Annotated in this window: 19 protein-coding genes; 8 read left to right on the top strand and 11 right to left on the bottom strand. The window is 55.4% G+C overall.

Going from position 1 to position 23,051, the window contains the following annotated elements; translation table 11 throughout:
- Positions 1–41: 41 nt before the first annotated feature.
- From AC22LX_RS07810 to AC22LX_RS07790, 5 genes are all read right to left on the bottom strand, one after another.
- Positions 42–1,604, bottom strand: coding sequence for a cyclic di-GMP phosphodiesterase (locus tag AC22LX_RS07810; protein ID WP_047066141.1), 1,563 nt, complete (start codon positions 1,602–1,604; stop codon positions 42–44).
- A 203-nt stretch (positions 1,605–1,807) separates the two neighbouring features.
- Complete coding sequence (mepS, locus tag AC22LX_RS07805) at positions 1,808–2,377, bottom strand: bifunctional murein DD-endopeptidase/murein LD-carboxypeptidase (protein WP_047043201.1); 570 nt, start codon at positions 2,375–2,377, stop codon at positions 1,808–1,810.
- Between the two features lie 426 nt (positions 2,378–2,803).
- Positions 2,804–3,511: a phosphatase PAP2 family protein gene (locus AC22LX_RS07800; protein WP_047043195.1), complete on the bottom strand. Its 708-nt coding sequence runs from the start codon at positions 3,509–3,511 to the stop codon at positions 2,804–2,806.
- A gap of 42 nt (positions 3,512–3,553) precedes the next feature.
- Positions 3,554–4,531, bottom strand: a complete 978-nt coding sequence (locus AC22LX_RS07795; RefSeq protein WP_047066138.1) for a CobW family GTP-binding protein — start codon at positions 4,529–4,531, stop codon at positions 3,554–3,556.
- A 121-nt stretch (positions 4,532–4,652) separates the two neighbouring features.
- Entirely contained in the window at positions 4,653–6,119 is a 1,467-nt protein-coding gene (locus AC22LX_RS07790) for a mannitol dehydrogenase family protein (RefSeq protein ID WP_487333901.1), read from the bottom strand.
- A gap of 206 nt (positions 6,120–6,325) precedes the next feature.
- On the opposite strand from AC22LX_RS07790, the gene uxuA reads away from it, so the two are divergent.
- Complete coding sequence (gene uxuA / locus AC22LX_RS07785) at positions 6,326–7,516, top strand: mannonate dehydratase (protein WP_487333900.1); 1,191 nt, start codon at positions 6,326–6,328, stop codon at positions 7,514–7,516.
- A 156-nt stretch (positions 7,517–7,672) separates the two neighbouring features.
- On the opposite strand, the gene yeiP is transcribed toward uxuA, so the two are convergent.
- Complete coding sequence (yeiP, locus tag AC22LX_RS07780; protein WP_015365690.1) at positions 7,673–8,245, bottom strand: elongation factor P-like protein YeiP; 573 nt, start codon at positions 8,243–8,245, stop codon at positions 7,673–7,675.
- Between the two features lie 205 nt (positions 8,246–8,450).
- Between yeiP and AC22LX_RS07775 the strand changes: the two genes are divergently transcribed.
- Complete coding sequence (locus tag AC22LX_RS07775) at positions 8,451–8,705, top strand: YkgJ family cysteine cluster protein (protein ID WP_045391329.1); 255 nt, start codon at positions 8,451–8,453, stop codon at positions 8,703–8,705.
- On the opposite strand, the gene setB is transcribed toward AC22LX_RS07775, so the two are convergent.
- Complete coding sequence (gene setB, locus AC22LX_RS07770) at positions 8,702–9,883, bottom strand: sugar efflux transporter SetB (RefSeq protein WP_487333899.1); 1,182 nt, start codon at positions 9,881–9,883, stop codon at positions 8,702–8,704. The genes AC22LX_RS07775 and setB overlap by 4 nt on opposite strands.
- Positions 9,884–10,213: 330 nt before the next feature.
- Between setB and fruB the strand changes: the two genes are divergently transcribed.
- From fruB to fruA, 3 genes are read left to right on the top strand one after another with little or no spacing between them, the layout of a single operon-like run.
- Positions 10,214–11,344 (top strand): fused PTS fructose transporter subunit IIA/HPr protein, encoded by a 1,131-nt coding sequence (fruB, locus tag AC22LX_RS07765; RefSeq protein WP_487333898.1) that lies wholly within the window; start codon positions 10,214–10,216, stop codon positions 11,342–11,344.
- Positions 11,345–12,283, top strand: coding sequence for a 1-phosphofructokinase (gene fruK, locus AC22LX_RS07760; RefSeq protein ID WP_015365695.1), 939 nt, complete (start codon positions 11,345–11,347; stop codon positions 12,281–12,283).
- A 16-nt stretch (positions 12,284–12,299) separates the two neighbouring features.
- Positions 12,300–13,994, top strand: a complete 1,695-nt coding sequence (fruA, locus tag AC22LX_RS07755; protein WP_487333897.1) for a PTS fructose transporter subunit IIBC — start codon at positions 12,300–12,302, stop codon at positions 13,992–13,994.
- 53 nt (positions 13,995–14,047) lie between these two features.
- Here the strand turns inward: fruA and nfo are convergent, their stop codons facing one another.
- Positions 14,048–14,902, bottom strand: coding sequence for a deoxyribonuclease IV (gene nfo, locus AC22LX_RS07750; RefSeq protein WP_487333896.1), 855 nt, complete (start codon positions 14,900–14,902; stop codon positions 14,048–14,050).
- 96 nt (positions 14,903–14,998) lie between these two features.
- Positions 14,999–16,048, bottom strand: a complete 1,050-nt coding sequence (locus AC22LX_RS07745) for a YeiH family protein (RefSeq protein ID WP_045391310.1) — start codon at positions 16,046–16,048, stop codon at positions 14,999–15,001.
- A gap of 401 nt (positions 16,049–16,449) precedes the next feature.
- Here AC22LX_RS07745 and yieE point away from each other — a divergent pair, with 401 nt between their 5' ends.
- The 3 genes from yieE to cirA all read left to right on the top strand — a co-directional run bounded on the left by yieE (position 16,450) and on the right by cirA (position 21,239).
- Complete coding sequence (gene yieE / locus AC22LX_RS07740) at positions 16,450–17,316, top strand: DNA-binding transcriptional regulator YeiE (protein ID WP_015365699.1); 867 nt, start codon at positions 16,450–16,452, stop codon at positions 17,314–17,316.
- A 177-nt stretch (positions 17,317–17,493) separates the two neighbouring features.
- Positions 17,494–18,963: an amino acid permease gene (locus AC22LX_RS07735; protein ID WP_015365702.1), complete on the top strand. Its 1,470-nt coding sequence runs from the start codon at positions 17,494–17,496 to the stop codon at positions 18,961–18,963.
- Between the two features lie 302 nt (positions 18,964–19,265).
- Positions 19,266–21,239 carry a catecholate siderophore receptor CirA gene (gene cirA, locus AC22LX_RS07730; protein WP_045391307.1) on the top strand — a complete coding sequence of 658 codons (1,974 nt, stop codon included), beginning with the start codon at positions 19,266–19,268 and terminating at the stop codon, positions 21,237–21,239.
- Positions 21,240–21,308: 69 nt separating this feature from the next.
- On the opposite strand, the gene arsC is transcribed toward cirA, so the two are convergent.
- Together arsC and AC22LX_RS07720 are read right to left on the bottom strand one after the other, a co-directional pair.
- The gene (gene arsC, locus AC22LX_RS07725) at positions 21,309–21,743 is read right to left on the bottom strand and encodes a glutaredoxin-dependent arsenate reductase (RefSeq protein ID WP_049059512.1); all 435 of its coding nucleotides are present in this window, start codon (positions 21,741–21,743) and stop codon (positions 21,309–21,311) included.
- 12 nt (positions 21,744–21,755) lie between these two features.
- Entirely contained in the window at positions 21,756–23,045 is a 1,290-nt protein-coding gene (locus AC22LX_RS07720) for an arsenic transporter (RefSeq protein WP_047066123.1), read from the bottom strand.
- Positions 23,046–23,051: the final 6 nt, after the last annotated feature.

Below are 23,051 nucleotides of genomic sequence, written 5' to 3'. Positions count from 1 at the left end.
TCTGACCATTAACCCCGATGGTTTCGCATCATAAGCGACCCTCAGCGGCTTGTGAAATAATTTGCCGGTTCATCATGAGCGGCAACCAGTTTCTCCAGCGGCAGCGGGCGGCTGAAGCAGTAACCTTGCAGATATTTCACGCCGTGAGCGCGCAGCCATTCCGCCTGCTCCGGTGTTTCTACGCCTTCTGCCACGGTTTTCAGCTGCAGGCGGCGGCTTAGCGTTAATACCGCATCCAGCACGGGAGAGGTGACGGTTTCGGTACCGATCGCCTGCACAAAACCACGATCGATCTTCAGATAATCAAAGTTATAGCGCTCAAGATAAATTAGCGCGCTATGGCCGGTACCAAAATCATCAATAGCAATTTCGAAGCCCTGCTGGTGCAGCCACTCAAAAATAGCCATCGACCGGTTTTTATCGATCATCGAGCGCTCGGTTATTTCCAGCACGACGTCGAAGTAGTTTGCGGGTAACGCGGCGGCAAAACGTCGCATATCTTGCTGAAATTCGGCGGCATGCAGGTGGGCGGGGGAGATATTCAGGCCAAGCTTGGTACCGCGCGGCAAAATGCGCTGCAGAGTCGGCGCATCGCGGGCAATCAACATTAACAGATGATGGGTGAGCGGCACGATCATCTGCTGCGTTTCCGCCAGATTAATAAAGACGTCTGGCGGGATTTCACCCACCACCGGATGCCGCCAGCGCATCAGCACTTCAACGCCGCTAATCTGCAGGGTATCGGCCTTTACCACCGGCTGGTAGACCACGTAGAACTGGTTGTTTTTGATCCCCAGTTGGATCGATTTCCGCGGATCGGATTTGATCGTCAGGATGTAGTAGCTGAGTAAGCCGGCAAGCATGCCGCATACCACGCCGAGCAGCAGGGCGAACTGGGTATTCTCGCCAAACCAGCTGTTGGAAAAGAGATACACTTTTAGCGGTAGCCCCGGAACCTGAATCTGGCGTATCGGCTCATTGGGCAATGATAGCGGATCGATAATTTTGCTGCTGAAGGTCGAAATCGCAGTATGGCCGATGGCCAGCGCAATACCGTTGAAGTCATTCTGCCGTGCGGTATAGAGGATGTAAGGCGTCAGATTAGCATTGATGGATACAAAAATGCCGCTGTCTCGATCGCCGGGGTGTTGCACCCACATTGCCAACGCGGCGGTGTCCGGCATCATCGGTGTGCCCTGGAGGATGGCCATATCCAGGGGTTTATTGATATCAAGCTGCGGTATCAATTGTTTAAACGGTGTGTTCATTGCGCCGGTGGCGGATGAACAGAACGCTTTACCGTTTTTCACCAGCAGGAAGGCGCGTACGTTCGGACTGAAGGCGGCGCTGGCAGCCAGGCCGGAGTCAATATGCTCACAGGGCTGATCGAGCAGAGGCTGCAGGCCCTCGATGGTTTCGCTTAAATCGGCGAAATAACTATTAAGGTAGTGACTGACGTTATTGATTATCTGATCGAAACGTTCAGAGCGGTTGTGGTAGATAACCATAAACTGGATGCTGCCGGCCAGTAGCGCGACGGCAACGCCAATGCAAATACTGGTGAGCCAGATTTTACGTCGGGGTGAAAAGTAGCGGGTTAGCATAGGCCAGAATCTGTCCGTATAATTGAATCATGCCAATGGGGTGCCAGAAGAGTATGGTTCCATTTCCTTTAAAAGGCATAGCTTGTAAAGACATAGCTTATTTTGCGGAGATCATCGGCGGAAAAGCAAAAAAACACTGCCGGGGCAGTGTTTTTTTCATTTCTTACCGTTAGCCAAGGGATAACCGACGGTAAGAAGAGGTATCAGGAACGACTCAGAACGCGACGCGCTTCGTTATAGCGCTTTTTCCAGTATGGCTCATCCAGGCTTGAGATGGTGACGCCGCTGCTGGTAGAGGCATGTACAAACTGGTTATTGCCGATGTAGATACCGACATGACGGCCCGTAGAGCCCGCACGGAACAGTACTAAATCACCGGTACGCAGTTGAGTGCGCGAAATCGATTTGCCGGAATCCTGCTGCTCGGAAGTTGAGCGCGGCAGCTCCAGACCAAATTGTTCACGGAAAGTACGCTGCACGAACGCCGAGCAATCGATCCCTTTCCGGGTGCTGCCGCCAAGGCGGTAACGCACGCCTTTCCAGCTAGCATACTGGTCCATCAAGCGGGACTTAACGTCCAGGTTGCTGACCATTTTTTCAAATTCATCCTGAGAGGCTTGCAGTGATGATAAATCTCCACTACCCACAGCATGCGTCTCAGAATGCATATTCTTGGCGGTACTTGTTGAACTACACGCGGAAAGCAGAACCGCAACTGCAATCGCGGGGACGACCCGCAAGATATATCTCAAAATCGGCTGAGATTTGACCATTATGTTTATTTTCCCTTGTTGTCCTTAACGACAATGTCGTTATAAAAAATGCCAAACGTGGTAGAGCCTAGATTCCAGAAAGCAATGAGACAATTCCTTAAGCCTAAAAATGTGGAGTACCGCACAAATTTATTCAAATGATGAATTGTGTTGCCTGGAAGGGCAAAACGAGAAAGAGATTACCCTATCAAACGTGGGATGGCGAGCGGTTTTGCGCGATTTCTTATAAGTATTTTTGCGACAAAAAGTGAATCATCGGCAAAGGGAAAAATAGCGCCTTTTTTGGCTGAAAAATATGCAATATCTTCATTTCAATGATGATTAATGTGACAGGAAGATGATGTCGCGAATAAATCATCAGCAAATATAAAAAAAGGGGTCAGAACGACCCCTTATGGATAATATTAATAAAATGTAAAAATGATCTTATTTTTTTGCTATTCCACCCGGAAGCGAACGGTCAAACCAGGCGATCAACTTATCGGAAAGCGAGGTCATTAATACCCACGGCGCACCTATCAGCACCGCGCTGAGCGACCCTACGGCAATATCGGTGAACCAATGGGCGCCGATCATCACTCGCGGGAAAGCAAAAACCACAAAAATAACCAGTGCAATGATAAATGCCCGGCGGCCGAAATATCGCCACATAAACGAGGCGAAAATGAGCAACATCATGCCGTGGTCGCCCGGGAAGCTATCTTTTGAAGCGTCTTTAGTTGGCAGTGAGACCACGTCGCTGACTTTCGTAATATCCGTAAAGAACAACGAAGGGCTGGCGCGCTGTACCGGCATCAGATGCTGGGCAAGTTGATTGATAATCACCGCCGCGAGCAACATCACCAGCCCCATAAGGATAATGCGACGGCGTTCAGCGCTCTGCGCTTTGATCCAGAAACTGAGCATCAGACAGCCCATCGCCAGCAGCGAGCAGGCGTCGAACGCGCGATTGTTGATAATGGCTAACAGCCAGGCATACGCACGGTTGGTGCTGACGCCCTGGTTAAAGAAGTGAAAAATAGCCGAGTCAAGCGGGAACCAGAAACCGTGATTTGCCGGTAGATACCAGGAACAAAATAAGGCTACGCCCGCGACGTTCAGCAGCAAGATAAGTGGAATACGGTTTTTAGTCATAACAGATGCGATTTTTTTAAACAGCGGCCAAACATAGCCGCATTAACTTAAACGAAGCTTCAACAGCGAGGACTGCAGGGCATTCCAGTCAACTTCTGACTCGGAAATCAGTTCGATGCGGCTATCCGGCGGCGGCGCGTTTTGGGTTTCGATGTGCAGATCGAGCCCCTGACGGTTGATCCGCACCAATCCTTCAGCAATACGCATCACGCCTTTCACCCGGCCAACCGGCGCCAGGCGCGCCCATTCCAGCAACCCAACGGTGTCAAATTGGGTATCAGCATCAAAAATCCAGCCGCAGGCATGGTATCCCTGGCCGCTGTTAACACTGCGACGCCAGCGTTGATGCGCCGGTAGATTCAACGCCGCCAGACCCTGCTTTTGCCCGTGACTATGCACGTGGTCCGGGCTTGCCGGCAGCGGGGCGGTGTTACGGCGCGGGAGATCCAGCAGCGCGAGCTCGATATTCCCCTGGGTGGCGTTTACCTGCAGGCGCTCCCCGGCGTACTGTCGCCACCAGTTGGCAAAAGCGGCATCGCTTTCCGGCGTCGCCCGATCGCTTTTATTGGCGACGATGACATCGGCTGCGGCCAGCTGATCGCGGAAATTATCATTGGCCACGATCTTTTCCTCCAACAGCTGACGCGGATCGAGAATGCACAGCGTCGCGCGCAGATCGATCCACGGTTCATAGACGGCGGCGGTGAGGATATCGAGAATTTGCTTCGGATGGCCCAGCCCGGTAGGCTCAATCAACAGACGGTCAGGTTTTCCCTGGCGCAACAGCGTATTGAGCCCAACCTGCATCGGCAGACCGTTGACGCAGCACATGCAGCCGCCGGGGATCTCTTTTAGCAACGCGCCGCTTTCCGCCAGCAGGGCGCCGTCGATGCCGACTTCGCCAAACTCGTTGACCAGCACGGCCCATTTTTCATCCGCAGGTTTATTAGCCAGTAGATGAAGAATTGAGGTCGTCTTGCCGCTGCCGAGAAAGCCCGTGATCAGGTTAGTTTTGGTCACAATTTCTCCAGCACAGAAATGTAATGTTGTAACAGTTGCGACTATCCTGACGAAAAAAGGGGAAAAAGAGAAGGGATACTGCGGACAGAAATGCATTCTGTCCGCTAAACAGCAGAAATTGTTAACTGCGTAGTGCCTTAGCCACGGCTTCGCGGGCGCCTGATTTAACCAACTGATGCCAGGCTGCTGTGACGTCGGCAACAAACTGCGGATTGCCCGGCAGATCCTTGCCAAATATCTCTTCCAGGCTGAGCAGGGCGCTGACGCGCTCTTCTTGCTGGCTGGCGCCAACCAACTGTTTGATTTTGTCGACCAGCGGGTCGCGCACATCAATGGCTTGCCCGGCGTCGTCGACGCCGCTTACATAACGCATCCAGCCAGCCACGCCCAGCGCCAGCAGCGGCCAGCGGCTGCCGTTTGCCAGATGAACGCGAATACTATCGAGCATGCGCTGCGGCAGCTTTTGGCTGCCGTCCATGGCGATTTGCCCGGTACGATGCTTTAACGCCGGATTGGCGAAGCGCGTTATCAGGCTGTCAGCATAGGCAACTAAATCCACGCCGGTAATCGATAGCGTTGGCGCTTGTTCATCAAGCATCAGGCGGCGGGCGGCATGGCGGAAAACATCATCCTGCATACAGTCACTCACATGCGCGTGCCCTGCCAGATAGCCCAGCCAGGCGAGGAAAGAGTGGCTACCGTTGAGCATCCGCAGTTTCATTTGTTCCCACGGCAGGACGTCGCGGGTCATCTGTACGCCCGCCGTTTCCCAGGCCGGGCGCCCGGCGACAAAATTATCTTCCACCACCCATTGAATAAACGGTTCGCAGCTGATGGCGCAGGGATCTTCAACGCCCAGCACGGAGGCAATCTCCGCCAGCGATTCTTCGGTGGCGGCCGGTACGATGCGGTCAACCATAGTGCCGGGGAAGCTGACATGTTCAGCAATCCAGTCGGCCAGCTCCTGACTACGTTTCTCAGCCATGCCGAGAATGGCGTTTTTCACGACGTGACCATTGTCGGGAATATTGTCGCAGGAGAGTACGGTGAAGGGAGCGAGTCCGCGTTCGCGGCGACGATTGAGCGCTTCAACTAAAATACCGGGAGCCGACTGCGGCAGCGTCGGGTTTTCCAGATCGTGAACGATACGCGGCTGGGTTGGATCCAGTTTACCGGTCGCCGGATCGATGCAGTAACCTTTCTCAGTGATCGTCAGCGAAACGATAGCCACCTGCGGTTCGCAGAATTTCTCGATAATCGCCGCCAGCGAATCCAGTCTGGCGTTCAGGCATTCATGCACTGCGCCAACCACGATCGACTGGTTACCCTCAGCGCCTTTTTCCAGCACCGTAAACAGGTGGTCCTGCGCACGCAGTTGGCTCATCAGCTTATCGCCGCTGAACAGGCTGATTTCACAAATTCCCCAGTCGCCACCGCCGGCGTTAAGCACCCGGTCGGTTAGCAGCGCCTGATGCGCGCGGTGAAACGCGCCAAAACCAAGGTGCACGATACGCGAGCGCAATTGGCGGCGATCGTACTGCGGAAGTTGCACGCCTGCTGGCAGCGCGGCGGTAGCGATAGTAGTCATTTTTATACACCTGATTAACCAATGATTAACATCACGCAGTGTAAAGTTATATGACAGCAATTTAAATTGGTAAGCCGAATTTATCCGCTTAGTGTGAGCTGGATCAATCAATGCTACGGGCGAAATTGACCATTAAGCAGAAGCATGTATGGTAGTCGTCATGATGTTTCACATTATTGGTATAACAACTTAAAGAGGGCATTGCGATGGAGCAAACCTGGCGTTGGTATGGACCGAACGATCCGGTATCGCTTGATGATGTGCGCCAGGCGGGCGCCACGGGTGTCGTGACGGCGTTGCATCATATTCCGAATGGCCAGGTCTGGCCGGTAGACGAGATTCAACAGCGTTTAGCGCTGCTGGCGGAAAAAGGCCTGAGCTGGTCGGTGGTCGAAAGTATCCCGGTGCATGAGGATATCAAAACCCACAGCGGACAATATGATAAGTGGATTGCCAACTACCAGCAGAGCATCCGCAATCTGGCGGCCTGCGGTATTGATACCGTGTGCTATAACTTCATGCCGATTCTGGACTGGACGCGTACCGATCTGGAATATCAGCTGGCCGATGGCTCCAAAGCGCTGCGTTTTGACCAGATTGCTTTCGCCGCTTTTGAACTGCACATCCTTAAACGCCCGGGCGCCGAAGCTGACTACAGCGCTGAAGAGCAGCAGCAGGCTGAAGTTTACTTCAAAGCGATGAGCGCGGCGGATATCGACAAGCTGACCCGCAATATCATTGCCGGTCTGCCGGGAGCGGAAGAGGGCTATACCCTCGATCAGTTCCGCGCGCGGCTGGCGGAGTATGACCACATCGATAAAGCGCAGCTGCGTGAGAACATGGCCTACTTCCTGCGGGCGATTGTGCCGGTGTGCGAAGAAGTCGGCGTGCGCCTGGCGGTTCACCCGGACGATCCGCCGCGTCCGATCCTCGGCCTGCCGCGTATCGTGTCGACGATCGACGATATGCAGTGGTTGAAAGAGACGGTAGACAGCATTTATAACGGCTTTACCATGTGTACCGGATCCTACGGCGTGCGCGCCGATAACGATCTGGTGAAGATGGTGGAAACCTTCGGCGATCGTATCCACTTTACCCATTTGCGTTCTACCTGCCGTGAAAAAAATCCTAAAACCTTCCACGAGGCGGCGCACCTGAACGGCGACGTCAATATGGTGGCGGTGGTCAATGCGATCCTGAGCGAAGAGCTGCGTCGTAAGAAAGCCGGCGATCTGCGCCCGATCCCGTTCCGTCCGGATCACGGCCATCAGATGCTTGACGATCTGCGTAAGAAAACCAACCCCGGTTATTCGGCGATTGGCCGTCTGAAAGGCATGGCGGAAGTGCGCGGCGTTGAGCTGGCGCTGAAGATGACCAAATACCCTGAGCTGCTGTAATCATGGCGTGAGGGAAAGCAAAAGGACAGCCAACGGCTGTCCTTTTTTGTGCCTGATATCGGCAGCGAGTAGCCTGGATAAGGAGCGCAGCGCCGCCATCCGGGAACAGACCCGGCCTGCGCGACGCGGGGCCGGGCAACCGTCAGAGGAGGGGGGTTAGTCCGCGCGGCCCATATAGCGGCACTCTTCGATATGAATGCGGATTTTCTCACCGCTGGTCAGGTATTCCGGAACCTGAATGACCAGCCCGGTGCTCATGGTGGCCGGTTTGGTGCGCGAGCTGGCGGAAGCGCCTTTGATACCCGGTGCGGTTTCTACGATTTCCAGGTCAACGGTCTGCGGCAGCTCCAGCGCCAACAGCTGGCCATCCCAGGTCAGAACCTGCATATCCGGCATGCCGCCTTCCGGGATAAACTGCAGCTCTTCTTCGATCTGCTCTTTGGTGAAGGTATACGGGGTATAGTCTTCTTTATCCATGAATACATATTCGTTGCCATCGACGTAGGAGAAGTCAACGAAACGACGGGTCAGGGTGACGGTATCAACAATATCGTCGCCCTTAAAACGCTCTTCTACTTTCAGGCCGGTACGCACGTCGGAAAAACGCATTTTATACAGCGTTGCTGCGCCACGGGCGCTTGGCGACTGAATATCAATATTTTTAACAATCAGCAGTTTGCCGTTGTAATTCAGCACCATACCTTTTTTAATTTCATTCGCTCTTGGCATTGCAGTAATCCTGTCACTTAAAGGGTCAAAAATATCGCGTAAAACTACTCGCGCCGGGCCTTTCAGGCAAGCGGAATTCGCGACTTTTGCTATCTCCTGGCAAATCTTCGATCGGCGCTGCTGAAAAAGCCGTTTCGCCAGCTTCAGCTTTCCTGATAGCCGATATTTTGCTACTGTCCGCCTCCCACTCATTAAGGAGTCAGGTATGGAATGTCGCCCGGACTGCGGAGCCTGTTGCACCGCGCCGTCCATCTCAAGCCCCATTCCCGGAATGCCTGACGGCAAGCCGGCAAATACACCGTGCGTGCAGCTGGATGAACATCTGCGTTGCAAGATTTTTGCCTCGCCGCTGCGCCCTAAAGTCTGCGCGGGTTTACAACCGACGGCGGAAATGTGCGGCAGCACGCGTCAGCAGGCGATGGCTTATCTCATTCATCTCGAAGCGCTGACTGCGCCCTAAACGTCTTTAATACGCCACAGGCAGACCTGGGCGATAATTCCCATCACTAGCGCAATCCAGAATACCGCGTGATAGCTCCAGATTTCCGCGACGACGCCCGCTAGCGAGCCGGCGATGATCCAGCCGACGCGCGTGGTATTGGTATAGAGCGTGGTCGCCGCGCCCGCCTGGCCCGGCATCAGATCCTGAAAATAGAGCATACCGATACCGGCGAGGATCCCGATGTAAATCGCGTTCAGCGCCTGCATCCCCAGCAGCAGGGCCGGGGTATGGACGGTCAGCATACCGATATAAAACAGCAGCCCGGCAAGCGCGGCAATGCGCATCAGCAAGCGCTTACCAAAGCGTTTCGCGTAATACCCGGCAATCAGCATGGTGGGGATTTCCAGCCCGGCGGCGGTCCCCATCATCAGCCCGGCCAGTTTCTCCGGCAGATGGAGTTCATTAATGATAAACAGCGGCATATTAATGATATAGAGGCTGTTGGTGCCCCACATTAACGTACAGATGCTGAACAGCAGCAGCGCGTCGCGGCGGTTGGTGCGCGGCGCTTCGAGATGACCAACGGCGGTTTTGCTCTCTTTACGCATGCTGGGCAGGAAAAACCAGACCATCAGCGCGCAGATAATAAACGCCACGGCGGCGCTGAGATACATCACGGTAAAACCAAAACCCATCGCCAGCGCGTAGGCCAGCGGTGGGCCGATTACCCACGCCAGCGAGACCTGCGCGCGCAGAATGGAGCTGAACATCACCGCCTCGCGCCCGGTTTTGTCCGCGTGTTCGCGAGCGAGGGCGAACATTTGCGGGTTGGCGGTAGAGCCAAAACTACTGAGAAAGACGCCGACGAACAGCAGAATAAAGTAGTTGCGGTTCCAGGCGAACAGCACGCAGGCCAGCACCCCCAGCAGGCAGCAGGCGACAATCAGCTGCTTGCGATCGCCTTTACGATCGGAACGCCCGGCAAGAAACTGGCTTACCAGAATACCGATGACCGCGCTGCCGGTAAAAAAGAAGCCGACCATTGCCGGGCGCACGTGCACCTCATTGGTCAAAAACAGGCTCAGGGTCGGGGTTTGTAAGGCCCCGGCGATCCCCGTCAGAAAGGCGACGATAAGAAAAGCGGAGGAGGTTAAGTCGAACCCGCGGCGGGGAAGGGCGGTGCTACTGTTTTGCATGCTGGAATATCGTTGGTTTCAGAAGAGGCGAAGTTTACGCCGACACCCATAAAATAAATAGTGGTATGGCACGAAAAATTAAAAAGGCGTTTCAAATTATGTCGTTCAGCAAAATGCTGAAGCCAATGGCGGATTTCACTATTAGCTTCAGCAAAAATGTGCGGTATCTCTAAATTCTGTTATCAGCCTTCGGAGTTTACTTGCGCAGTGCACAATAAAGGTACAGACTCATTGAAACGTTTCAGCGTCATCAGAGTATTATCCAATCATCGGGTGGCGTATTTTTTCTCATGTTAGCTGAAACGATTCACTTCAGCGGAGAGGAGAACTATGTTCCAGTTATCTGTTCAGGATATTCATCCCGGCCAGCAGGCCGCGAATAAAGAAGAGGCAATACGTCAGATTGCTGGCGCGCTGGTTAGCGCGGGTAATGTGGCTGACGGCTACGTTAACGGTATGCTTGCCCGCGAGCAGCAGACCTCCACTTTCCTCGGCAATGGCATCGCCATCCCGCACGGCACCACCGATACCCGCGACCAGGTTCTGAAAACGGGTGTACAGGTGTATCAGTTCCCGCAGGGCGTGACCTGGGGAGAAGGACAAACCGCTTATGTGGCGATCGGCATTGCCGCCAGCTCCGACGAGCACCTTGGTCTGCTGCGTCAGTTGACGCACGTTCTGAGCGACGACTCGGTGGCTGAACAGCTGAGAACCGCCACTACGGCAGAAGAACTGCGCGCTCTGCTGATGGGCGAAAAGCAAAGCGAAGCGCTGAAGCTCGACAACGAAACCTTGAGCCTGGACGTGGTCGCCAACGATCTGCTGACGCTGCAGGCGCTGAACGCCGCGCGGCTGAAAGAGGCGGGCGCGGTAAACACCGATTTCGTCAGCCGCACCATTAACGATGCGCCGCTCAACCTGGGTCAGGGGATCTGGTTGAACGACTGTGCGGAAGGCAACTTGCGTAGCGCTATCGCCGTGAGTCGCGCCGCCAACGTGTTTACCGCTGACGGGCAGCCGGTGGCGCTGCTGATCACCGTCGCGATGGCCGATGAGCAGCCGACCGCGGTGCTTAATCGCCTGAGCAATCTGCTCATTGATAAAAAAGCGGAGCATCTGCTGAAAGCCGACGCCGCCACGCTGCTGGCGCTGCTGACCAGCGACGACGCCATTGCTGAAGACGTGCTGAATGCTGAATTTGTAGTACGCAACGAGCACGGGCTGCACGCGCGTCCGGGCACGATGTTGGTCAATACGATTAAACAATTCTCCAGCGACATTACCGTCACCAACCTCGACGGTTCCGGCAAGCCGGCCAATGGCCGCAGCCTGATGAAGGTCGTGGCGCTGGGTGTGAAAAAAGGTCACCGTCTGCGTTTTACCGCGCAGGGTGAAGATGCGCAACAAGCGCTGGATGCGATTGGCGAAGCGATCGCCGCAGGCCTTGGGGAGGGCGCATAAATGAGCAGACGTGTAGCAACGATTACTTTAAATCCGGCATACGACCTGGTGGGCTTCACCCCGGAAATCGAACGTGGCGAAGTGAACCTCGTGCGCACCACCGGCCTGCATGCGGCAGGTAAAGGTATTAACGTGGCGAAAGTGCTGAAAGATCTCGGCATCGACGTCACCGTCGGCGGCTTCCTCGGAAAAGATAACCAGGATGGCTTCCAGCAGCTGTTCAGCGAGCTGGGCATCGCCAACCGCTTCCAGGTGGTGCAGGGGCGTACCCGTATTAACGTCAAGCTGACGGAAAAAGACGGCGAAGTGACCGATTTCAACTTCTCCGGTTTTGAAGTAACCCCGGCGGACTGGGAGCGTTTCGTTAATGATTCTCTGAGCTGGCTGGGGCAGTTCGATATGGTTTGCGTCAGCGGCAGCCTGCCGTCCGGCGTAAGTCCGGAGGCCTTCACCGACTGGATGACGCGCCTGCGCAGCCAGTGTCCGTGCATTATTTTCGATAGCAGCCGCGAAGCGCTGGTCGCCGGACTGAAAGCCGCGCCGTGGCTGGTAAAACCAAACCGCCGCGAGCTGGAAATCTGGGCTGGCCGCAAGCTGCCGGAGATGAAAGATGTCATCGACGCCGCTCATGCGCTACGCGAGCAAGGTATCGCCCACGTGGTGATTTCGCTGGGCGAAGAGGGCGCGCTGTGGGTCAACGCCTCCGGCGAATGGATTGCTAAACCGCCTTCAGTCGAGGTCGTCAGCACCGTAGGCGCTGGTGATTCGATGGTCGGCGGCCTGATTTACGGCCTGCTGATGCGTGAATCCAGCGAGCATACCCTGCGCCTGGCGACTGCCGTCGCCGCCCTGGCCGTCAGCCAGAGCAACGTTGGCATTACCGATCGTACCCAGTTGGCCGCAATGATGGCGCGCGTCGACTTACAACCCTTTAATTGACAGCAGGAGAGGCATAATGAAAACGCTGCTGATTATTGATGCCGGGCTTGGACAGGCTCGCGCCTACATGGCGAAGACCCTGCTCAGCGCCGCGGCGCAGAAAGCGCACCTTGAGCTGATTGATAACCCGAACGATGCCGAACTGGCCATCGTGCTGGGAACCGCGCTGCCGGCTGACAGCGCGCTGAACGGTAAAAACGTCTATCTGGGCGATATTAACCGTGCAGTCGCTCATCCGGAATTGTTCCTCGGCGAAGCGAAAGACCACGCTAAGCCGTACGTTGCGCCAGCGGCGGTAGCCGTTCCGGCCGCCGCTCAGGGGCAGAAACGTATTGTCGCCGTTACCGCTTGTCCGACCGGCGTTGCTCATACCTTTATGGCGGCGGAAGCCATCGAAACCGAAGCCAAAAAACGCGGCTGGTGGGTGAAAGTGGAAACCCGTGGCTCCGTGGGGGCGGGTAATGCCATTACTCCGGAAGAGGTGGAGCAGGCGGATCTGGTCATCGTCGCCGCCGACATTGAAGTCGATCTGGCGAAGTTCGCCGGTAAACCGATGTATCGCACCACCACCGGCCTGGCGCTGAAGAAAACCGCGCAGGAGCTGGATAAAGCCGTTGCGGAAGCGAAGCCGTACCAGCCATCCGGCAAACCGCAGGCGTCCGGTGAAGGTAAAAAAGAGTCGGCTGGCGCCTATCGTCACCTGCTGACCGGCGTATCCTACATGCTGCCGATGGTGGTCGCGGGCGGGCTGTGTATCGCGCTGTCGTTCGCGTTCGGTATTAAAGCGTTTGAAGTGAAAGACACCATGGCGGCGGCGTTGATGCAAATCGGCGGCGGTTCAGCCTTTGCGCTGATGGTGCCGGTACTGGCGGGCTTTATCGCTTTCTCCATCGCTGACCGTCCGGGTCTGACGCCTGGTCTTATCGGCGGTATGCTGGCCGTCAGCGGCGGCTCCGGCTTTATCGGCGGTATTGTCGCCGGTTTCCTTGCCGGTTATGTGGCGAAGTTAATCAGCACCAAGCTGAAGCTGCCGCAGAGTATGGAAGCGTTGAAGCCGATTCTGATCATTCCGCTGATTTCCAGCCTGATTGTCGGCCTGGCAATGATCTACCTGATTGGCAAACCGGTGGCGGGTATCCTGGCCTGGCTGACCCACTGGCTGCAAACCATGGGGACGGCGAACGCGGTGCTGCTGGGCGCGATCCTCGGCGGTATGATGTGTACCGATATGGGCGGGCCGGTGAACAAAGCGGCTTATGCTTTCGGTGTGGGTCTGTTGAGTACCCAAACCTATGCGCCGATGGCGGCGATTATGGCGGCCGGTATGGTGCCACCGCTGGCGCTTGGCCTGGCAACGCTGATTGCTCGTAACAAGTTCGATAAATCGCAGCGTGAAGGCGGTAAAGCGGCGCTGGTTCTGGGGCTGTGCTTTATCACCGAAGGGGCGATTCCATTCGCCGCACGTGACCCGATGCGCGTACTGCCTTGCTGTATCGTTGGCGGCGCGGTGACCGGCGCTATCTCGATGGCGGTTGGCGCGAAACTGATGGCGCCGCACGGCGGTCTGTTCGTCCTGCTGATCCCTGGCGCCATCACTCCGGTGCTGGGTTATCTGCTGGCGATTATTGCCGGTACGCTGGTCGCGGGTCTCTCTTACGCGGTGCTGAAGCGCCCGGAAGCGCCGGCAGCGGAAGTTGAAAAAGCGGCGTAATATCAGCGCAATAGAAAAGGGCCGATTCATCGGCCCTTTTTTTGTTCCTGAATTCAGGCCACTTCGGCGGTCTGCTGCGCCCGCAGCCAGGCAATTTCTTCCGCCCAGATATCCGGGTTAATGGTTTCCAGAATCAGCGGGATACCATCGAAACGGTTATCCTGCATGATCCAACGAAAAGCATCATGGCCGATATTGCCTTCACCGAGGCTATGGTGACGGTCGACGCGGCTGCCAAAAGTGCTTTTGGCATCATTGAGGTGCATGCCGCGCAGATACTGGAAGCCGACGATCCGTTCGAATTCGGCAAAGGTCTTTTCACACTGCTCCGCGCTGCGTAGGTCATAACCGGCGGCGAAAGCGTGGCAGGTATCAATGCAGACGCCAACGCGGGATTTGTCTTCAACGCCGTCAATGATGGCGGCCAGATGTTCAAATTTAAAACCAAGATTGCTGCCCTGACCGGCGGTATTTTCGATAACCGCGGTCACGCCTTCGGTTTTCGCCAGCGCGATGTTGATGGATTCAGCGATACGCGCCAGGCATTCATCTTCCGGGATCTGCTGCAGGTGGCTGCCCGGATGGAAGTTGAGCAGCGTTAATCCCAACTGCTGGCAGCGGGTTAATTCATCGATAAACGCCTCGCGGGATTTCTCCAGCGCTTCTTCGACCGGATGACCGAGGTTAATCAGGTAGCTGTCGTGCGGCAGGATCTGCCCCGGGCCGAAGTGATATTTTTCGCAGGCGGCTTTGAATTCGGCAATCGCGTCATCGGTGAGCGGCGCGGCGCGCCATTGACGCTGATTTTTGGTGAACAGGGCGAAGGCGGTCGCTTCGATTTCGGCGGCGCGGATGGCGGCATTGGCCAGCCCGCCGGAGGCGCTTACGTGCGCTCCAATGTATTTCATAAAAAAACTCCAGTTAAGCCGCTGGGGGGAGGGTAATGATAGCGGCTTAACCGGAGAGTTACAGCAATGAATGAATATCGACGAGAAACTTACTGCTTAGCCAATCAGGTGGTGGATAGCGAAGTTAATCGCGCCGCCGCCAACAATCAGCCAGACGAACAGCACCAGCGCCATCAGCAGCGGCTTAGCGCCGGCTTTTTTCAGCGCGCTGACGTGGGTAGTTAAGCCCAGCGCGGCCATTGCCATTGCCAGCAGTACGGTATCAAGCGTGACCAGCATATCGACGACGGCTTTCGGCAGCAGGTGGAAGGAGTTAAACACCGCCACCAGAATAAACAGGATGGCAAACCACGGAATGGTGATTTTGCTCTTTTCGCCGTTACCGGCTGGCGCCAGCTGTTTCACACGAGCGGCGATGAACAGCAGGAACGGAGCCAGCATCATCACGCGCAGCATTTTGGCGATAACCGCGGCATTTTCGGCGTCCGGGCTAACCGCGTGACCGGCGGCAACCACCTGGGCGACTTCATGCATGGTGGAGCCCATATAGATGCCATAGGTTTCCGGAGTGAACCAGTGCGCCAGCAGCGGATACATCGCCGGGTAGAGGAAGATGGCGATGGTACCAAAGATAACCACTGTCGCCACGGCGACCGTCACTTTACTGGCTTCAGCTTTGACGACCGGTTCGGTGGCCAGAACCGCCGCGGCGCCGCAGATGCTGCTACCGGCGCCGATAAGCCAGCTGGTGTGTTTATCGAGACCGAAGACCTTCTGCCCGAGGAAACAGGCGATAAAGAAGGTGCTGGAAAGCGTCAGTACGTCAATCAGGATCCCGCTGACGCCGACGTCAGCAATCTGGGCGAACGTCAAACGAAAACCGTACAGAATGATCCCCAGGCGCAGCAGATGCTGCTTGGCGAAAATCACCCCGCCATCGCAGGACTGCCAAATCTTTGGATAAACGGTGTTACCGACCACCATGCCGAACAAGATAGCCAGCGTCAGCGCGCTGAAGCCCGCGCCGGCGATAGCAGGAAAACTGCCTGCCCACAGGGCGGCGCCGGTCAACGCGGCGGTCAGCGCCAGGCCTGGGACGAAATGCCACAGGGTGCGATGTTTAGTGGGTAAAGTGAGTGCTGTCATAACCTTCTCCTTTGTCTGGGCAAAGAATACGACTGGCTGGTTTAAAAATAAAATTGATTATATATTTATAATCTATCGGAATAAGTGATATACCCTTCATCCTTCAGGCCACAGCCCTGCTGATTTATGTCAACATAGCGTTGACGGTTATCCAGCTTGGGCTAATACACAGGTGAGTTATGCATATCACGCTACGGCAACTGGAAGTTTTTGCTGANTCATAACCTTCTCCTTTGTCTGGGCAAAGAATACGACTGGCTGGTTTAAAAATAAAATTGATTATATATTTATAATCTATCGGAATAAGTGATATACCGTTCATCCTTCAGGCCACAGCCCTGCTGATTTATGTCAACATAGCGTTGACGGTTATCCAGCTTGGGCTAATACACAGGTGAGTTATGCATATCACGCTACGGCAACTGGAAGTTTTTGCTGAGGTTTTGAAAAGCGGGTCGACGACTCAGGCGTCACAGATGCTGGCGCTGTCGCAGTCGGCGGTGAGCGCGGCGTTGACCGATCTGGAGGGGCAACTCGGCGTTCAGCTTTTTGACCGCGTCGGTAAACGGCTGGTGGTCAACGAGCACGGCCGCTTGCTCTATCCGCGCGCGCTGGCCCTGCTGGAGCGCGCCGGAGAGATAGAACAGCTGTTTCGCGGCGATAATGGCGCTATCCGCGTTTATGCCAGTAGCACCATCGGCAACTATATTCTGCCGGAAATCATCGCCCGCTACCGCCGCGATTTCCCCGAACTACCGCTGGAGCTGAGCGTCGGCAACAGCCAGGACGTGATTAATGCGGTCAGCGATCTGCGCGTCGATATTGGTCTGATAGAAGGGCCGTGCCACGCGGCGGATATTATCGCCGAGCCGTGGATTGAAGATGAACTGGTGGTGTTCGCCGCCCCTGACTCGCCGTTCTTAGAGGGCGAATTGACGCTGCAACGGCTGGCGGAAGCGCAGTGGATCCTGCGCGAGCATGGCTCCGGCACGCGGGAAATCGTCGACTACGTGCTGTTGTCGCATCTGCCCGCATTTCAACTGGGCATGGAGCTTGGCAACTCGGAGGCGATTAAACATGCGGTCCGTCATGGGTTAGGCATCAGCTGCCTGTCACGGCGGGTGATTGCCGAACAGCTGGAAGCCGGAACGCTGGTGGAGCTCAAGCTGCCGTTACCGCGCCTGACGCGCACGTTGTGGCGTATTCGCCATCGGCAAAAACACGTTTCCAAGGCGCTGCAGCGTTTTATCCGCTACTGCGAGGTATAGCGCTGGCGTAAGCCGCGATTTTTTGTCTGTTTTTTTATGCGCCAATGCAGGATTACTGCTTTACTAATAATTTGTGTCAGATCATGAAGCTCTCTTATAACTTTGCATTTGTACCGGATGGATGGACGATCGTCTGCTACAATCGCGCCTCATTTTTTGGATGGATAGCATTTTCACATGGTTTCGGAAACTAAAACCACAGAAGCGCCCACGCTCCGCCGCGAGCTAAAAGCGCGCCACTTGACCATGATCGCTATTGGCGGTTCCATCGGTACAGGTCTTTTCGTTGCCTCTGGCGCAACAATTTCTCAGGCAGGCCCCGGCGGCGCGCTGCTTTCCTACATTCTGATCGGTCTGATGGTGTATTTCCTGATGACCAGTCTCGGCGAGCTGGCGGCGTTTATGCCGGTTTCAGGCTCTTTTGCGACCTACGGTCAGAACTATGTAGAAGAAGGCTTTGGTTTCGCGCTAGGCTGGAACTACTGGTACAACTGGGCGGTGACTATCGCCGTTGACCTCGTTGCTTCGCAGCTGGTGATGAGCTACTGGTTCCCGGATACACCCGGCTGGATCTGGAGCGCCTTATTCCTCGGCATCATGTTCCTGCTGAACTGGATCTCGGTACGCGGCTTCGGCGAAGCGGAGTACTGGTTCTCGCTGATTAAAGTTGCCACCGTGATTATCTTTATCATCGTCGGCATTATGATGATTTTTGGCATCTTCGAAGGCGCCAAGCCGGCGGGCTGGAGCAACTGGGGCATTGATGATGCGCCGTTTGCCGGCGGTTTTGCGGCGATGATCGGCGTGGCGATGATTGTCGGTTTCTCCTTCCAGGGCACCGAGCTCATCGGTATTGCCGCAGGCGAATCGGAAAATCCGGAGAAGAACATTCCGCGCGCGGTGCGTCAGGTGTTCTGGCGTATCCTGCTGTTCTATGTCTTCGCGATTTTGATTATCAGCCTGATCATCCCGTATACCGATCCGAGCCTGCTGCGTAACGACGTTAAAGATATTTCCGTTAGCCCGTTCACCCTGGTGTTCGAGCACGCCGGTCTGCTCTCTGCGGCGGCTATCATGAACGCGGTTATCCTGACGGCGGTGCTGTCGGCGGGTAACTCCGGTATGTACGCCTCTACGCGTATGTTGTATACCCTGGCGTGCGACGGCAAAGCGCCGCGCATTTTCTCGAAGCTGTCGAGAGGCGGCGTACCGCGTAATGCGCTGTATGCGACGACCGTGATTGCGGCGCTGTGCTTCCTGACCTCGATGTTCGGCAACCAGACGGTCTACCTGTGGCTGCTGAACACCTCCGGGATGACCGGCTTTATCGCCTGGTTGGGGATTGCGATCAGCCACTACCGTTTCCGTCGTGGCTACGTGTTGCAGGGTAACGATATTAATAACCTGCCGTACCGTTCCGGCTTCTTCCCGCTGGGGCCGATCTTCGCTTTCGTACTGTGCCTTATCATCACGCTGGGCCAGAACTACGAAGCCTTCCTCAAGGACACCATTGATTGGGGCGGCGTGGCGGCGACCTACATCGGCATTCCGCTGTTCCTGGTTATCTGGTTTGGTTACAAGCTGGTGAAAGGTACCCGCTTCGTGCGCTACAGCGAGATGAAGTTCCCGGAACGCTTTAAAGGCTAACTTCATACACTGCCGCTTTCGATAAAGCCCTCTTTTAAAGAGGGCTTTTTTTATGCCTGCAAGACTTACAAACGGACACACTTCTTCATAATTGTATTGATAATTGTAATCATTATCCTTATCATTTCGGAAAATTCAGGATGAAGCCAATCTCCATATCTTGCCGCTCAACCATGAAAGGCAAGGGGCGACCAGCCACATCGACTGTAAAAATTTGCGCGCAGCCGCCAGAGCCGCGTGTCGACAGGATGTGCAAGCAGCACCCTTTGTTTGATTTGTAGTTGACCTCATGGAGATTTGGTATGTTCAGGTTAAACCCTTTTGCCCGGGCGGGACTGTGCGCGTCCGTCGTAGCATTGGCATTTCCGGCGCTGGCCGCAAATGATGACGAAACGCTGGTTGTCACCGCCGCGGCGACTGAACAGAGCGTCAAAGATGCCCCCGCCAGTATCAGCGTGATCACCCAACAGGACTTGCAGCGTAAGCCGGTGCAGAACCTGAAGGACGTGCTGCGCGATGTGCCTGGCGTTCAGCTCACCAACGAAGGGGATAACCGTAAGGGCGTGAGTATTCGCGGCCTGAGTAGCAGCTATACGCTGATCCTGATCGATGGCAAACGGGTGAACTCGCGTAATGCTGTCTTCCGCCATAACGATTTCGATCTTAACTGGATCCCGGTGGACTCCATCGAGCGGATTGAAGTAGTGCGCGGCCCGATGTCTTCCCTGTACGGTTCCGACGCGCTCGGCGGCGTGGTCAACATCATTACTAAAAAAATCGGCCAGAAATGGACCGGTACCCTCAGCAGCGATGCCACTATTCAGGAACACCGCGATCGCGGTGACACTTATAACGGCCAGTTCTTCACCAGCGGCCCGCTGATTGACGGCGTGTTGGGCATGAAAGCCTACGGTAGCCTGGCGAAACGCAGTAAAGACGATCAGCAATCTTCCAGCAACGCCGCGGGCGAAACGCCGCGCATTGAAGGTTTTACCAGCCGCGACGGCAACGTTGAGTTCGCCTGGACGCCAACGGAGAACCAGGACATTACCGCCGGCTACGGTTTCGATCGCCAGGATCGCGATTCAGACTCGCTCGACAAAAACCGCCTCGAACGTCAGAACTACTCTTTGACCCATAACGGGCGCTGGGACGTTGGTAATAGCGAAGTGAAATTCTACGGCGAGAAAGTGGATAACAAAAATCCAGGGCAGGCGGGCACTATTACTTCTGAGAGTAATGCGGTCGATGGTAAATATGTGATGCCGCTGGGTATGATCAACCAGATCGTGACCCTCGGCGGTGAATGGCGCCACGATAAACTCAAAGATCCGGTAAACCTGAGCAGCGGCGGCAAATCGACTTCCGCCAGCCAGTACGCGCTGTTCCTCGAAGATGAGTGGCGGATCTTTGAACCGCTGGCGCTGACCACCGGCATCCGTATGGACGATCACCAAACCTACGGCGATCACTGGAGCCCGCGTGCGTACCTGGTCTATAACGCCACCGATACCGTGACCGTGAAAGGCGGTTGGGCTACGGCCTTTAAAGCGCCGTCGCTGCTGCAATTGAACCCGGACTGGACCACCAACTCCTGTCGCGGTAGCTGCAGCATTATCGGTAACCCGAATCTGAAGCCGGAAACCAGCGAAAGCTTTGAGCTTGGTCTGTATTACAGCGGTGAAGAGGGCTGGCTGGAAGGTGTTGAAGGCAGCGTGACCGCCTTCCAGAACAACGTTGACGATATGATCGACATCCTGCGCACCTCCAGCGCCAGCGAGGCGCCGGGTTACCCGAACTTCGTCGGCTGGAAGACCGTGAACGGTAAGCGCGTGCCGGTATTCCGCTACTTCAACGTCAACAAAGCACGGATTAAAGGCGTGGAGACCGAAGTGAAGGTTCCGTTCGGCGAAGAGTGGAAACTGACGGTCAACTATACCTATAACGATGGTCGCGATCTGAGCAACGGCGGCAATAAACCGCTGCAGACGCTGCCGTTCCACACCGCTAACGGTACCCTCGACTGGAAACCGCTGGAGGATTGGTCTTTCTACGTCACGGCCAACTATACCGGCGAGCAGCGTGCGGTAAGCGCGACGGGTAAAACCCCAGGCGGTTATACCATGTTCGATATCGGCGCCGCGTGGCAGGTCAGTAAAAACGTGAAACTGCGCTCCGGCGTGCTTAACGTTGGCGACAAAGATCTGAACCGCGACGATTACAGCTATACCGAAGATGGCCGTCGCTACTTTATGGCCGTCGATTACCGCTTCTGATAGCGATAAACTGTCAGCCGCCGCTGAAGTAACTTCAGTGGCGGCAGCCCCGATAAAACGTGTACGCCGCTATCCGCCAGGTATCAGCCGCTTGCCTCTTTCATCCACCACCTTTTCTCCATCCTCTTTGCTAAAAGCGCCTTTCTGCGGATCGGGCAGGATATCCAGTACCACTTCAGAAGGCCGACATAAGCGGGTTCCCCGTTCAGTAACCACAATAGGGCGATTAATCAGGATGGGATGAGCGAGCATAAATTCTATTAACTGTTCGTCGGTGAACTTATCCTCCGCGAGTCCCAACTGGGCATAAGGTTCAACATTCTCGCGTAGCAGAGTACGCACCGCGATCCCCATCTCTGCGATAAGTTTAACCAGCTCATCGTGAGTCGGCGGTGTTTCAAGGTAGTGAATAACGGTGGGTTCATTACCGCTGTTACGGATCATCTCCAGCGTATTACGTGACGTGCCGCAGGCCGGGTTGTGATAGATGGTGATATTACTCATATAAGTGTCTCGTTATAGAGTGAGAGAGAGCCGCAGCGCCAGCGCGGCCAGAGTGACAAACAGCACGGGTAGCGTCATGATGATGCCGGTGCGGAAGTAATATCCCCAACTGATGGTCATACTCTTCTGCGACAGTACGTGCAGCCACAGCAGGGTCGCCAGACTGCCTATTGGCGTGATTTTGGGGCCTAAATCGCACCCAATCACGTTGGCGTAGATCATCGCTTCTTTGATAACGCCAGAAGCGGTGCTTCCTTCAATCGACAGCGCGCCCACCAGGACCGTTGGCATATTGTTCATTACCGACGACAGGAAAGCTGTCAGGAAGCCCGTGCCAAACGTTGCCGCCAGCAGTCCCTTATCCGCCAGCATATTCAGGACACCCGACAGATATTCCGTTAAGCCCGCATTGCGCAGACCGTAGACCACCAGGTACATACCCAGCGAGAAAATAACGATCTGCCAGGGCGCGCCGCGCAATACTTTACCGGTATTGATAGCGTGACCTTTTTTCGCAACGGCAAACAGAACAGCGGCTCCGACAGCGGCGATGGCGCTAACGGGCAGCCCCAGCGGTTCAAGAACAAAGAAACCAACCAGCAACAAAAGCAGAACAACCCAGCCAGCCTTGAAGGTTGCGGGATCTTTAATCGCGCTGGCAGGCGTTTTCAGCAAAGTGACGTTGTAGGTTGCCGGTATATCCCGGCGGAAAAACAGATGCAGCATGCCCAGCGTGGCCGCGATGGCAGCAATATCAACAGGAACCATTACAGAGGCGTATTGCGTAAAACCAAGCCGGAAGAAGTCAGCAGAGACAATGTTTACCAGATTAGAAACGATAAGCGGCAGGCTGGCGGTATCGGCAATAAACCCGGCTGCCATGACAAAGGCCAATGTTGTCCTTTTGCTGAACCCCAGAGCGAGCAGCATGGCAATGACGATGGGAGTCAGAATGAGCGCTGCGCCATCGTTAGCAAACAGCGCCGCAACGGTCGCGCCTAACAGGATAATCCAGCTAAACAGCAGACGACCGCGCCCGTTGCCCCAGCGGGAGACATGCAGCGCGGCCCATTCAAAAAAGCCCGATTCATCGAGCAGCAGGCTGATGATAATTACCGCGATAAAAGTCGCAGTTGCGTTCCAGACGATATTCCAGACCACAGGAATATCACTGGGATGAATAACGCCGCTGACCAGCGCCAGCACTGCGCCAATACTCGCGCTCCAGCCGATGCTGAGGCCCCGGGGCTGCCAGATAACCAACACCAGCGTGAATAAAAAGAGACTACCTGCCAACAACATTTCCTA

Source organism: Klebsiella sp. PK01 (assembly GCF_057624675.1).
Note: the sequence above shows the minus strand (reverse complement) of the source record. Positions and strands in the feature narration are given on the sequence as shown.